Source organism: Nonomuraea ferruginea (assembly GCF_039540635.1).
GTDB lineage: Bacteria > Actinomycetota > Actinomycetes > Streptosporangiales > Streptosporangiaceae > Nonomuraea > Nonomuraea ferruginea.
On sequence record NZ_BAABFD010000002.1, the window covers coordinates 248122 to 261810 of the forward strand.

The following is a 13689-nucleotide window of genomic DNA, read 5'->3' on the forward strand; positions in this document are numbered from 1 at the left end:
CGTGGGGGTGGGGTTGCGGTCTATCCCTTGACCGCGCCGAGCATGACGCCGGAGACGAAGTACCTCTGGACGAAGGGGTAGACCGCCAGGATGGGCAGGACGGTGAGCATGATCGCCACCGACTGGATGTTCGACGCCGCCTGCGTCACGTCGCCGGCCGCGAGGCCGTAGGAATCCGAGGTGGTGGCCCCAGCGATGAGGTTGCGCAGGTAGATGGTGACCGGGAACAGCCGCTGCTCGTGCAGGTAGAGGAACGCGGTGAACCAGGAGTTCCAGAACGAGACCGCGTAGAAGAGCACCATCGTGGCGATGACCGCCTTCGACAGCGGCAGCACGATGCGCCACAGGATGCCGTAGGTGCCGAGGCCGTCGATCGCGGCGGCCTCCTCCAGTTCGGTCGGCAGGTTCTCGAAGAACGCCTTCATGACCAGGAGGTTGAAGACGCTGATGGCGTTGGGCAGGACGATGGCCCAGATGGAGTTCGTCAGCCCGAGGCTGTTGATCAGCACGTAGTTGGGGATCAGGCCGCCGGAGAAGATCATGGTGAAGACGGCGATCCAGATGAGGACCGTGCGGCCCTTGAGGTGCCTCTTCGACAGCACGTACGCGTAACACGTCGTCATCACCATGGCGATGGCCGTGGCGACGACGGTGTAGACCACCGTGTTGCGGTAGTTCGTCCAGAACATCGGGTCCGACATCAGGACTTCGTAGGTCGACAGGTTGAACCCGCGCGGGATCAGGTTGACCTGCCCGGTGACGATGTACCGTTCCTCGCTGAACGAGCGGGCGATGATGTTGACGAACGGATACAGGGTCACGACCACGACGCCGGTGAGGATCACCGCGTTGATCCACCGGAACACGCGGTAGCCGGGGCTGTCGTCCAGCTTCACCACAGGCTCGTCCCTACTGTGCGGCGGGAGATCACGTTGGCCGAGGTGATGAGCACGATCCCGATCAGCGCCTCGAACAGGCCGATCGCGGCGGCGTAGCTGAGGCTGCTGGACTCGACGCCCATGCGGTACAGGTACGTGGTGATCACGTCGGCGGTCGGATAGGTCAGCGGGTTGTACAGCAGCAGGACCTTCTCGAAGCCCACGGCCATGAACGTGCCGATGTTGAGGATCATCAGCGTCACGATCGTGGGGCGGATGCCCGGCAGGGTGACGTGCCAGATCTGCCGCCACCGGCCGGCGCCGTCGATCCGCGCCGCCTCGTACAGCTGGTCGTCGATGGTGGTCAGCGCGGCGAGGTAGAGGATCGTCCCCCAGCCGACCGTCTGCCACATCTCGGACGTGACGTAGATCGTCCGGAACCACTCCGGCTTCTGCAGGAACGGTACGGGCTCCTCGCCGACCACCTTGAGCAGCTGGTTGATCGGGCCGTCGACGGCCGTCATCTGCATGACGATGCCTGCCACGATCACGATGGACAGGAAGTGCGGCAGGTAGGACACCGACTGCAGGAACCGCTTGAGCTTGCGGGTGCGGATCTCGTTCAGCAGCAGCGCCAGCACGATCGGCAGCGGGAAGCAGAACAGCAGCGTCAGGCCGCCGAGGACGAGCGTGTTGGTGAACACCGTCCAGAACGTCGGGTCGTCCAGGAACATGCGCACGTAGCGCAGCCCCACCCACTCCTCGCCGAAGAGGCTGCCGCCCGGCTCGAACTTGCGGAAGGCGATGACGTTGCCGATCATCGGCACGTACCTGAAGACCAGGAAGAACGCCAACGGCAGCAGCGCCAGCGTGTACAGCTGCCAGTCGCGGCGCAGCGCCCGCCGCCACGTGGTGCGCGGCGCCGCCGGCGGCTTCCCCCCGTCCGGCCGGGCCCGGCGCGGCTCGCGCGTGTCCGGCGGGACCGTGTCGGTTGCGCTCATCAGACCTCCGGTGCTCCGTCCCGGCGGCCCACGCCGGTCATGCCGCGCTCGACGCGGACCGTGGGTCGCAGGCGCCGTTCGCGGGCGACCTCGCGTTCCTCGCCTGTCAGGCGTAACGGGAGCGCCGCCGCCACGTCCGCGCTGGAGCGGGACAGGCGCAGCTCGACGTCGCCGGGCTCGACGATCCGCCTGCCGCGCACGCCGGTGAACGAGGCGAGGTCGGCGTGGACGGTGAAGGTGACGCGGGCGGCCTCGCCGGGCTCCAGCGGCACGCGGGCGTACCCGATGAGGCGGACGACCGGACGGGTGGTCTGGGCGACCGGGTCGTGCAGGTAGAGCTGGACGACCTCGGCGCCGGGCCGCTCCCCGGTGTTGCGGACGGTGACGGCCGCGACCGTCTCGCCGTCGACGGGCCACTCGCCGCCGCTCTCGGCCCCTGTCCACTCGAAGGTCGTGTAGGTCAGGCCGTGCCCGAACGGGAACGCGGGTGTCGGGTCGACCGACGACACGTCGGTGCGCCGTCCCAACGGCGGGGTCAGGTAGGTGGCCGGCAGCCCGCCGTCGTCGCGGGGGACGCTGACCGGCAGCCGCCCGGACGGGTTAACCTCGCCGGTGAGCACCTCGCTGACGGCTCGACCGCCGAGCTGGCCCGGGAAGAAGCCGAACAGCACGGCCGCGGCCGCGTCCGTCTCCGGCCCGAGCGCGTACGGGCGACCGGCGAGCAGCACCAGCACCACCGGGGTGCCCGTGGCGAGCACGGCCCGCACCAGCTCGGCCTGCACGCCCGGCAGGCTCAGGTCGGTCGCGTCGCACCCCTCCCCGGAGGTGCCGCGCCCGAACAGCCCGGCCCGGTCGCCGACGGCGAGCACGCACACGTCGCTCTCCTCGGCGACGGCGACGGCCGCCGCGATGCCTGCGGTGTCCTCTCCCCTGACGTCGCAGCCCGCCGCGTACGTGAGCCCGGGGATCCGTTTCGCCAGCTCCTCGCGCAGCGACGGGATCTCCAGCCCGAGCCCCTGCCCGGGATGGTGCGGACCCACGTGATTCGGAAAGGCGTAACAGCCGAGCATCGCCATCGGATCGTCGGCCACCGGCCCCACCAGAGCGACGCGCCGGCCGGCAGCCAGCGGCAACACCCCGCCGTTCCTCACCAGCACGACAGACTCCCGAGCCAGCCGCAGAGCAAGCCCCCGAGACCCCTCGTCATCAAGCCTCAAACCACCACGACCCCCGACACCCTCCTCCTCCACGCCGTCATCCGCGCGACCCGGAACTTGAGGGTCCGGGATCGGTTGCCAGTCCTCGTCGAGCAGGTCGAGTTCGGCCTTCTGGGTCAGGACGCGGCGGAGTGCGCGGTCGATCAGCGCCTCGCTGACCGCGCCGGACTTGACGGCCTCGACGAGCGGCCCGCCGTAGGTGTCGACGGTGGGGAGTTCGACGTCGATGCCGGCGCGCAGGGCGAGCCCGGCCGCCTCCGCCCCGTCCCCGGCCACCCCATGGAGGCTCTGCAGGAACCGGACGGCGAAGTAGTCGGCGACCACCGTGCCGGTGAAGCCCCACTCATCGCGCAGCAGCCCGGTGAGCAGGCTCTCGTCGGCGGCCACGGGCACGCCGTCGATCTCCGCGTACGAGTTCATGACCGACCTGGCGCCACCCAGGCGCAACGCCATCTCGAACGGCGGCAGCACGACGTCGGACAGTTCACGCGGCCCCATGTGCGCGGGAGCGAGGTTGCGTCCCCCGCGGGAGGCCGCGTAGCCGGCGAAGTGCTTGAGGGTGGCGACGATCCCGGCGCCCTCCAGCCCGCGCACGTAGGCGGCGCCGATGCTGCCGACCAGGTAAGGGTCCTCGCCGATGGTCTCCTCGGTGCGCCCCCAGCGGTAGTCGCGGGTCACGTCGAGGACCGGCGCGAGGCCCTGGTGCACGCCGGCCGCGCGCATGGAGCGCCCGATCCGCCCGGCCATCTCCTCGATGAGCCCCGGGTCGAAGGACGCGCCCCAGCTCAGCGGCGCCGGGTACACGGTCGCCCGCCAGGCGGAGAAGCCGGTCAGGCATTCCTCGTGCACCTGGGCCGGGATGCCGAACCGGTTGGCCGCCATGATCTCCCGCTGGGAGGCGTCCAGGGACCGGGCGCCCGCCGCCGGGTCGACCGGGGCGGTGCCGTACGGGCGGGTGAGCTGGCCCAGGCCGTGGCGGATGACCGTGGCCCAGTCGACGACGTTCATGTCGGCCTGGCGCGGGGCGACGCCGTCCCCCGATGGGTCGGCGCCGGCCCAGACGCCGACGAGCTGGGCGATCTTCTCTTCCAGCGTCATGAGCGGGACGAGGGCGTCGGCCCGCTCGGCGGGCGTCAGCCTCCGGTCCCGCCAGGGGGAGTTCGCGCCGGGCGTGGTGTCGGGGGGTGACTGGCCCGTCATGCCATCCTCTCGGCCGGGCGGCATACGGAAACCGCAATGCCGGACTTTGCCGAAAATTTTCGGAGACCCGTTAATATTTCGGCAACTTAGGGCGCGCGTCGAGAGGTGTCAAGAGGGGTGTCGGAGCCCGGCCGCACCAGGAGATGCGCACCTGCGGCAACGTCCAGGGCGGGGCGCGTTTGCCAGAAACTTTCAGAGACCCGTGCGAGGGGTGACGCCCGCCCGCATGATGCCGCCGTACGACGAGTCAGCCGGCGGGAGGAGCGGTGCTGCTCCGTACGACGAGACTCGTGGCGAGCTCGATGCGGGTGCCGGTGGAGCGCGGGTGCGTGAGCTCCTCGTGGACCAGCCGGATCGCCTCGTTGGCCATCTCGTCGAGCGGCTGGCGCACGGTGGTGAGCGGGGGCGTCATCATCTCGCACGGCGGCGAGTCGTCGAAGCCGACGACGGACAGCTCGTGGGGCACGCGGATGCCGCGCTCGGCGGCGGCCTGGTAGACGCCGGCGGCCTGCGGGTCGGATCCGGCGAAGACCGCTGTCGGCCGGTCGGGGCGGTCGAGCAGCTCGCCGCCGTGCAGCCGGCCGCCCGAGATCAGGAAGTCGCCGTAGCGGGTCAGGGCCGGGTCGGGGTCGATGCCGAACGTGCGGTGCGCGGCGAGGTAGCCCTCGTAGCGGTCGAGCGTGCACTGCTTGTCGAGCGGGCCGCCGATGAAGCCGATGCGCCGGTGGCCGAGCTCCAGCAGGTGGGTGGTCGCCTGGACGCCGCCGGCCCAGTTGGTCGCGCCGACGGCCGACAGCCCCAGCTCGCGCTGGCCGACGGGGTCGAGCAGGACCAGCGGGACGTGCAGCAGGTCCTTGATCGCCTCGATCTCCTCCTGGCCGGCCCGCGACAGCACCAGCACGATGCCGTCGGTGCCGCGCTTGCGCAGCATGCCCACCCAGCGCCGCCGGTCGAAGTCGGGGCGGTAGGAGGAGGTGACCACGAGCGAGAAGCCCCAGCGCGCGGCCGCCGCCTCGGCGCCCTCGATGAGGACGTGCGCCCAGGGCGAGCCGAGGCCGTTGATGAGCAGGTCGACGATGCCGGCCCGGGGTCCGCCCGGCGGGCGCGGCGGCTCGTAGCCGTGGGCCCTGGCCGCCTCCAGCACGCGGTCGCGGGTGGTGGGCGAGACGTGCTTGCGGCCGCTCAGGACCTTGGAGACCGTGGGCACGGAGACACCGGCGGTCGCGGCGATGTCGGCGAGCGTGGCGCGTTGCACGGAACCCCCTGGGAGCGCTCGTGGCGCTGTTGACAGCGCCGCGAAGCGGAGCCTACCGTAACGCAACAAGTGACGGCCAAGTTTCCGGCAACTCCTACCGAAACTTTCTGATGCCCGTGCGGCGTCGATGGACCGCTGGTTGGGGAGCGCAATGTCTCGTATGGCCGCGTTCAGGAGTCGCGTCGGCGGGCTGGCGTACGGCGGTGACTACAACCCCGAGCAGTGGGACCCGGCCGTGTGGCGCGAGGACGTGCGGCTGATGCGCGAGGCCGGGGTCAACGTCGTCTCGCTCGGCGTCTTCGCCTGGGCCTCACTGGAACCCGAGCCGGGTACGTACGCGTTCGGCTGGCTCGACGAGGTCATGGACCTGCTGCACGGCAACGGCATCGCGGTCAACCTGGCCACTCCGACTGCCGCGCCGCCAGTGTGGCTGACCCAGTTGCATCCCGAGGTCTTCCCGATCATGGCGGACGGGGAGCCGTTCGGGTTCGGCAGCCGGCTGCACTACGACCCGTCCTCGCCGATCTACCGGCGGTACGCTGCGGCGATCACCACCAAGCTGGCCGAGCGGTACTCGTACCATCCGGCGCTGGCGATGTGGCACATCAGCAACGAGTACGGGCCGACGGCGTACAACCCGGCCAGTTCCGTGGCTTTCCGGGAGTGGCTGCGGCGGAGGTACGGGTCCCTCGACGCGCTGAACGAGGCGTGGACCACCCGGTTCTGGGGGCAGGTCTACACGTCCTGGGAGCAGATCGAGGTGCCGAACATCCCGCGGTCGTGGTCCAATCCGGCGCGGCGGCTCGACTTCAAGCGGTTCACGTCGGACGCGCTGCTGGAGTGTTTCGTCGCCGAGCGGGACATCGTCCGGTCGTTCCGGGACGACATTCCAGTCATGACCAACTTTATGCGCTTTTATCGCCATGCCGACTACTGGCGCTGGGCGCCGGAAGAGGACGCCGTCGCCCTCGACATCTACCCCGACCCGGCGGACCCGTCGTCGCACATCTCGGCCGCCTTCCAGTACGACCTGTTCCGCTCGTTGAAGGGCGGTCAGCCGTGGATGCTGATGGAGCAGGCGGCCTCGGCGGTGAGTCAGTGGAAGCTGAACGTGGTCAAGGAGCCGGGGCGGATGCTGCTCGGGTCACTGCAGGCGCTGTCGCGGGGGGCGGACTCGGTGATGTTCTTCCAGTGGCGGGCCAGCCGGGGCGGCCAGGAGCGTCTCCACTCGGCGATGCTCCCCCACTCCGGGCCGTCGTCCCGTACCTTCCGTGAGGTGGTGGAGCTGGGCCGGGAGCTCCGGTTGCTGTCGGGGGTCGCCGGGACCTCGTCTCGGGCCGACGTGGCTATCTTGTTCGACTGGAACGGGTGGTGGGGGCTGGAGGAGACGTACGGGCTGCCGCGTAATGACTTCAGCTATGCGGACACGGTGATGCGGCACTACACGCCGCTGTGGCGGGAGCATGTGCCTTTGGACGTGGTGTCCGCCTCCAGCGATCTGTCCCCGTACAAGGTGTTGATCGTCCCTAACGCGTACCTGATCGATGATGTCGGGGTATCGGGCATCCAGGAGTTCGCCCGTAACGGCGGGACGGTCATCATGTCGTTCTTCTCCGGCGTGGTGGATTCCTGCAACCGCGTCCGGCCGGACGGGTATCCGGGGGCGTTCCGTGAGCTGATCGGGGCCAAGATCGACGAATACTGGCCGGCGCGCCCCGCCGAGACCTTCACCGTCGAGTTCACCGACGGCCGGGTGACCACGTCGACCTGGTGGCGCGAAGACCTCCACCTGGAAACCGGCAAGCCCTTGGCGGTTTACCAGGACGGCCTCCTCTCCGGCCGCGCGGCCGTCGTCGAGAACACCTTCGGCTCCGGCCGGGTGGTGTATTTCGCCACGCTGCTGGAGGAGTCGGCTTTCGGTGAGGTGCTGGTGGATGCCGTCCGGGAGGCGGGCGTGGAGTCGCCGTTCGCCGGAGTTCCCTCGCACGTGGAGTGCACGATCAGAGGGGACAAGTACCTCTTCTTGCTCAACCACAGCGCCGATGAGCCCACCACCGTTCCCCTCACCTTCGCCGGCATCGACCTGCTGACTGGAGCTGAAGTAGCGGAGGAGATCACCCTCGCTCCACTGGGCGCAACGGTCATCGAGATCGGCGGCGGAAAATCAGGGCCGCAGCCCGACGACAGGACGACGAGAATCGCCTCGGGCGCCAGCCTGTGACCGTGGAGGGTGGCACCGACCCGGAACTCGAGATGCTGTTCCATCGTGCTGCCGTCGATTTGTCGTCCCAGACGCTGAACTACGTTGCCGCCATCGTCCGGCGGCACCCAAGAACGCATTCCCTGGCTTTTCAGTCGGCGTTGGCCCAGAACCGATCCATCTCCTCGCAGATGAAGCCAGTCCGCTCCTGGAACACCCAGTGACCGCACTCCTCGATGACGCCGCCGTGCACGTTCGTCGCGATGGCCTTCGCACTGTCGATGCAGTGAGATCCGAAGGACGATCGGCCGCCCCATGCCATCATCGGCACGGTCAGCTTCTCCTCGGTCAGCTCCCTCATCTGGTCGGCCGACTGCGGAATGGAGCCGTAGAGGTTGAGGCTCGCACGCAAATTGCCGGGCTGACGCATCTGCATGACATATGCCTGGATCTCCGATTCCGGCACCGCGGTCGGATCGTAGGCGAAATCTCGGAAGAAGTGCCGCAGATATTGCTCTTCGCGTCCCTCGATGAGGAAACGGGTGATGTCCATGTTCATATGCATCCCGAGGTGCCAGTACGCAATGCGGGGATCCACGTAGCCCGGGTAGTCGAGGCCGAAGAACGGCGTTTCGATCGTCGAGAGCGACAAGGCGCGATCCTCTGCCAGGTAGGCAAGGGCGACGGAGGCAGGGCCACCCAGATCATGGCTCAGAATGTGAAAATGCTCTATGTCCTCCGCATCGAGCAGGCCCAGCATGTCGGCAGCGATCGTCTTGGGCTCGTAGCCGCTGAACGGCTTGTCACTGTCGGCGAACCCCCTCAGATCAGGAGCGATGAAACGGTACTTGTGGCCCAGTCGCTCGATGATGATCAAGTACTCACGGTGCGTTTCCGGCCAGCCGTGCAGGCACAGGACGATCGGCCCCGATCCGGCGACGACGTAATGAAGCCGGACCCCATTGGTCTCGGCACGCTTGTGTTTCAGGTCCATCAGATCCCCCTGTCCGATCTCTCCTGTCCTTAGATTCCCCGTTCCCGCCCATGCACGGGCAACGATTCGGAAACCGCTGTGCATGCACATCCTCGTGAGGTCTGTCCACTCTGCGGACCCGCAACAGTCGACGGCCGCCGCCGCCAGGGACGAATACTTACGCCCCAGCTCCATAAAGTGCATCGTGGATGGCGTGGTGCAACTCTCTCATCGCGCTTCGCTCGACTCCGGTTCTTGTCTGAAACTCCCAGTCTTCCAACTCCTGATCTGCTTCACGCAGACCCGCGATGATTGTGCGCATCTCTTTGACAGAGAGTTCGAGGACGATCGCATCGGAGCTACGGGACATTACCTGCATTCGGAGATCTCCCTCAAGGTGTTGTCACAGACGATCGGGATATGCTCTGCCCGTCAGCCAGGAAGGCGCCAATTGCAGATGCCCTCGATGCATAGCTCGGTGGTCGTCTCACCAGGGTCCGGCGCCTTGATGGAGACATTGCCACCCCACCGGCTGTAGCGGGTGTCGACGTGGAGGGTTCTGCCTACCAGTTCGTCCAGGCCGTCGGCGAATGTGAATGTGCTCCGCACCCTGCTGATCACGTTCATGGAGTTCAGAGTGATGGTGTAGGACAGTCTCGTGCCCGAATCCCAGCCGGCGTGCGTCGAGTGCTGCGCCCAGAGGGAAACCCGCTCAAGCTCCTCGAAAGTGATTACGCCCGTGATGGTGTCTCCACTCCGCTTCCCGTTCTTCAGCAGAGCGTCCAGGGTCGCGGGCTCGGCCGGGTTGACGAGTTGCTCGTCATAACCAAGCAACTCTGTGTGCCAGAGGTGCGACTGGTGAGAATCCTTCCACCAGTCGTTGCCCGTCTTCAGCCACTTTCCTACAGGGCCCCCGGAACGGTAGCCGGTGCCGCCTACGTCGTGGTTGAAGCCGATAGCACGTTCACGTCCGTGCTCACCCCCCGTGGTGGTGACGTGGAGGGCCTTGACGCCGCCGTCCGCGTTGAACTCGAAGAGCCCCGTACGCTGGCGCTCCACCCGTTCGCCGGCGCCACCTGACAGAGTGGTCACCTCGGTGAAGTGCACGCCACGTCCCGGCGCCAGAAGAGCATCAAGCGCCCGTACGGGGTCCTTGGTCACTGCGTGAGAAGAATCACCGCCTGCCAGCAGAACACCACAGGCCACCAAAGTCACGGTGATCCTTTTCATCAACGTGATGATGCCCCGCTCGGATCACATTCAGAGCACGGACAGGATGCGATCACATGCGACGGTCTCGATCCCGTTCGATCTCGCGCTGGATCCCATAGACCACGAGGGCTGCCGTGCCCACCAGGATTCCCACGGCGCCGAGGGTGCCGCCGATTCGGACCACGTCAGGGTCAGGACTTGCCTTCAGAGCAAGCGAAATAGCGGCGACGACGAGAGCTACGCCTGTGAGGACAAGGGGCGTCCAATTCACCTTCACGAGATCCATCCTCTGCCATCTTCTTCAATGGACAGCATCAGGTGCTGACCCCGGCCCGCCCATTCATCCCCGCGATCTGTACCATCACAGCCTCCGAAGCGCCTCCGGCCTCGGGTGAGCCGACCTCGACTGCCCTTTCACGCCCATCTCCGTGCCTGCAGCGTCCCTCACAGCAGCAGCCAAGGTGTTGCCACATGCATGGAGGCCGACCATCGGAGATCAGGCCACCCTTGCATGCCGTCAGAGACGGGGCAAGAGCCCTGAGGCCGCCCCAACCCGGCACCAAGGCCATGGGGATCAACAGCTTCCGACACGGCGTCCGGGTCGGCCTGTCCGAGGTCCGCCGCATCCCCGGACCGGCCAAGACCGTCACCCAACTGCTCGGCAACGTCCTGCTGGAAGTCTTGCGCGACCGCGAGCACGACGTGCTGTGCTTCGCCCACGACCTGAACGTTTCCCACCACAAGCTTCCGCAGGTTGCCGGGCCGGGGAGGGCCTCCCCCAGTTCCCGCCGCCACTATCGGCACGTTCCGCGCCCCATACGCCGGGGAGTCCTTGACGGCTGCTTCCAGGATCTTCACCGCGTCCATGGCCTTCGCCCCGATTTCGAGAGGCTCGGCACTCCCTTGTCCCACCACAAGGGCGGGCTGCTGCCGGGCCTCCTGGCAGCTACCCGGGCCGGACTCCCATCGGCAAGCGACGACGAGCTTACGAACAGCAAGATCCACCGCTATGTCACGGCTTCACCTCCTGCTCTGCTGGGCGCACGAAAAAAGCCTCAGTGCTTCGCCCAGTAGATCATCCGAACGTATGGACCTAGCATCGCAGGATCGGGTGCTCCGTCATGGACAATTGGCTCGATAAGAGGACCTTCCCCAGAATGGAGAGCCTCCATGTCGAAGATTGCATCCTCTATGTCCTCGTCGAGTTCGCTCGTACGGCGTCGAACCCAGAAGCTCAATTCGATGCGATCCTTCTCCGCACGGACTGCCACGGCAATCACATCTGGGGAGATGAGGCCCAATAGCGCCTGGACCGCGTCCAGAACTGCCTCATTCTCTCGCTCGAGTTCTTCCGGGCTCATCATCGTACCCTCTGGTTCGTCGGAACCACGCTTGGACTTGTTGTGCCTTTGATCAGGAATTTAGTCGCAGGTACGCCGAATCGGCCCATGCGTGGGTTGTTGTCGTAGCCGGTGACCGAATTTATCCTGATCTTGATGTGTCCCCCTTGGTGATCCCCAGAATTTGCGCATACCCACCGCGATCTGTACGGAGCGCCTCCGTTCCCGGGCGAGCCGGCCTCGACCTGTCTCCGTGCCTGCAGCTGCCTTCACTTCAAGAGCGTCGAGATTCACCTGGAAGGATTGACGGGCCCTGTATCGAAACAACGGAACGTGAGGCTGATGCGGCGTCCGGCGGAAGTGGTGCGGGGGACACCGTGGGTCCAGGTGCACTGAGTCTTCTGTGTCATCAGGAGCAATGACCCGTGCTCCAGGACGAGTTCCGTGCGGTGGGCCCGGTCGACGCTGCGGAATACCAGGGGACGTGTCGCGCCGAGCGAGACGATCGCGATCGCGCTGGACGGAGTCAGACCCTCATAGGAATCCTGGTGGAAGCCCATGGTTGTCGCCGGTTTCGTAACAGTTGGCCAGGCATTTGTTGAAGGGGTGACCCGCGAACTCACCGACGCGGGCCGCGATCGCCGCGATCCGCGACGGCATCGCCATGGGTTCGTAGTGCTGGCCGGAGTAGTTGTACGGCACACCGAAGCTGGCGGTACGGCGCGCACGCATGCGGTCGTCCCAGGTCACCTCGGCGAGGAGGAAGGCCAGATCAGTGTCGGCATGGGGCAGTGCGTCCGCGAAATAGCGGACGTCGAGTGGCGGTGCGGTCATTGTTTCTCCGTCGCGGGGGTGGGGGTTCAACCAGTGGTGCGGTGTGAACTCACGTTGTCGCTGGCGACGAAGGGACGGCATGGCCGGGATCCTAGAAGGGGCTCGCACCCGCGGGCCAGCGAATAACACCGGCCCGCAGACGCGATGACCGTCGCCTTCGCATAAGCGCAAACAGGCATGCACCGATATCGGTGGCTGTACTCTGATCAACTGTTCGTGCCGAGCACGATGGCGGGAGACGGTCATGAGTTCGAGGCTGGCCGGTGATGTGGTCGGCGGGCGCTACCGGCTGGTCGCCGAACTGGGGTCCGGGGGTTTCGGGCGGGTCTGGCGGGCCCGCGACACGACACTCGACGTGGACGTGGCGATCAAGGAACTGCGGCTGCCGGCAGGGCTGCCGGAGAACGAACGAGCCGAGCGGCTGGCGCGCGCCACGCGCGAGGCCCGCAACGCCGCCCGGTTGCGCAAGTACGACGGCATCGTCGCGGTCCACGACGTCGTCGTCGACGGCGGCCTTCCTTGGATCGTCATGGAACTCGTCGACGGCCGCTCGCTGAGCGAGCACCTCGCGGAGCACGGACCGCTTCCGGCGGGCAGGGCCGCCGAAGTCGCCGCCGCACTGCTGACGGCCGTCGGCGCGGCGCACCGGGAAGGTGTCGTGCACCGCGACATCAAACCCGCCAACGTCATGCTCGCCGAGAACGGGAAGGTCCTGCTCACCGACTTCGGGACCGCGATCCACAACACCGACACCGCGCTGACCGCCACCGGGATGCTCATCGGCTCGGCCGAGTACACGGCGCCCGAGCGGTTGCGCGGCACCGACGGCCTTCCCGCCGGCGATCTGTTCTCCCTCGGCGTGACCCTCTATCAGGCCGTCGAGGGCGTCTCGCCGTTCCGCCGCGACACCCACGAGGCGACGCTGGCCGCGGTGCTGCTGGAGGAGGCCCCGGCGCCGCGACGGACCGGACCGCTCACGCAGCTGATCACCCGGCTGCTGGACAAGGACCCGCAGCGCAGGCCGACCGTCGCCGAAGCACTGACCATGGCAGGGGCACAGCCCGCCGCCGAGGTCCACGTGCAGCGCGACACCAAGATCCTCCCGGCGCGGCCGAAGGCGTGGCAGCCCATGGGTGTTGCCGCGCTGATGGCCATCGTCACGGCGGTCGGCGTCGCCGGGCTCCCCGATGCCGGCGGGACGTGGGAGCACTTCGAGCACTACGGGGACGATGCCGTGCTCAGCGTCGCCTTGCTGATCGTCGCCGTTGCCGATGTCGTCCTCACCGGCTTGCTGTGTGCCGGTCTCGCGTGGTTCCTGCCGGTGCGCGTAGGCAAGACCATCACCGCGCTCGTCGGTGTCGCGGGGTTCGTCTTCGGTTGCGGTGCGGCCGCGTTCGCCTTCCACGGCGCGGGCGAGACCTTGCGGAGCACGATGGAGCTGTCAGGGCGAGAGTCGGCGACGGTGTCGCTGGCCGTGATCAGCATCGTCGTCCTCGTCGCGGCCGGGTTGGCCTGGAGCTCCCGACGCCGGGTCTGCCACGTCGCAGGTGGACTCAGACATCGATGGAACGGCTCCTGA

12 protein-coding genes are annotated in these 13689 nt (G+C 67.3%); 3 read left to right on the forward strand and 9 right to left on the reverse strand.

Annotated elements, in window-relative coordinates; genetic code table 11:
• Positions 1 to 20: 20 nt before the first annotated feature.
• From ABD999_RS04465 to ABD999_RS04480, 4 genes are all read right to left on the reverse strand, one after another.
• Positions 21 to 899, reverse strand: a complete 879-nt coding sequence (locus ABD999_RS04465) for a carbohydrate ABC transporter permease (protein WP_148031990.1) — start codon at positions 897 to 899, stop codon at positions 21 to 23.
• Entirely contained in the window at positions 893 to 1879 is a 987-nt protein-coding gene (locus ABD999_RS04470) for an ABC transporter permease (RefSeq protein WP_271276551.1), read from the reverse strand. The genes ABD999_RS04465 and ABD999_RS04470 overlap by 7 nt, the downstream gene beginning before the upstream one ends.
• Positions 1879 to 4296, reverse strand: a complete 2418-nt coding sequence (locus ABD999_RS04475; RefSeq protein ID WP_271276550.1) for a beta-xylosidase/alpha-l-arabinosidase — start codon at positions 4294 to 4296, stop codon at positions 1879 to 1881. The genes ABD999_RS04470 and ABD999_RS04475 overlap by 1 nt, the downstream gene beginning before the upstream one ends.
• A gap of 247 nt (positions 4297 to 4543) precedes the next feature.
• Positions 4544 to 5551, reverse strand: coding sequence for a LacI family DNA-binding transcriptional regulator (locus tag ABD999_RS04480; RefSeq protein WP_271276549.1), 1008 nt, complete (start codon positions 5549 to 5551; stop codon positions 4544 to 4546).
• Between the two features lie 160 nt (positions 5552 to 5711).
• Here ABD999_RS04480 and ABD999_RS04485 point away from each other — a divergent pair, with 160 nt between their 5' ends.
• The gene (locus ABD999_RS04485; RefSeq protein ID WP_271276548.1) at positions 5712 to 7772 is read left to right on the forward strand and encodes a beta-galactosidase; all 2061 of its coding nucleotides are present in this window, start codon (positions 5712 to 5714) and stop codon (positions 7770 to 7772) included.
• A gap of 130 nt (positions 7773 to 7902) precedes the next feature.
• Here the strand turns inward: ABD999_RS04485 and ABD999_RS04490 are convergent, their stop codons facing one another.
• The 3 genes from ABD999_RS04490 to ABD999_RS04500 form a co-directional block, all read right to left on the reverse strand.
• Complete coding sequence (locus ABD999_RS04490) at positions 7903 to 8745, reverse strand: alpha/beta fold hydrolase (protein ID WP_271276547.1); 843 nt, start codon at positions 8743 to 8745, stop codon at positions 7903 to 7905.
• Positions 8746 to 9156: 411 nt separating this feature from the next.
• Positions 9157 to 9954 (reverse strand): hypothetical protein, encoded by a 798-nt coding sequence (locus ABD999_RS04495; RefSeq protein WP_271276546.1) that lies wholly within the window; start codon positions 9952 to 9954, stop codon positions 9157 to 9159.
• Positions 9955 to 10006: 52 nt separating this feature from the next.
• A complete protein-coding gene (locus tag ABD999_RS04500; RefSeq protein WP_271276545.1) occupies positions 10007 to 10222 on the reverse strand; it encodes a hypothetical protein in 216 nt (71 codons plus the stop codon).
• A 281-nt stretch (positions 10223 to 10503) separates the two neighbouring features.
• On the opposite strand from ABD999_RS04500, the gene ABD999_RS04505 reads away from it, so the two are divergent.
• The gene (locus ABD999_RS04505; protein ID WP_271276544.1) at positions 10504 to 11010 is read left to right on the forward strand and encodes a hypothetical protein; all 507 of its coding nucleotides are present in this window, start codon (positions 10504 to 10506) and stop codon (positions 11008 to 11010) included.
• Between the two features lie 556 nt (positions 11011 to 11566).
• Here the strand turns inward: ABD999_RS04505 and ABD999_RS43855 are convergent.
• Together ABD999_RS43855 and ABD999_RS04510 are read right to left on the reverse strand one after the other, a co-directional pair.
• Entirely contained in the window at positions 11567 to 11836 is a 270-nt protein-coding gene (locus ABD999_RS43855; protein ID WP_378525109.1) for an alpha-ketoglutarate-dependent dioxygenase AlkB, read from the reverse strand.
• Complete coding sequence (locus tag ABD999_RS04510) at positions 11811 to 12110, reverse strand: alpha-ketoglutarate-dependent dioxygenase AlkB family protein (protein ID WP_271276543.1); 300 nt, start codon at positions 12108 to 12110, stop codon at positions 11811 to 11813. Before ABD999_RS04510 ends, ABD999_RS43855 begins: the two co-directional genes overlap by 26 nt.
• Before the next feature lie 244 nt (positions 12111 to 12354).
• Here ABD999_RS04510 and ABD999_RS04515 point away from each other — a divergent pair, with 244 nt between their 5' ends.
• On the forward strand, positions 12355 to 13689 hold the full coding sequence (locus ABD999_RS04515; protein ID WP_271276542.1) for a serine/threonine-protein kinase: 1335 nt from the start codon (positions 12355 to 12357) through the stop codon (positions 13687 to 13689).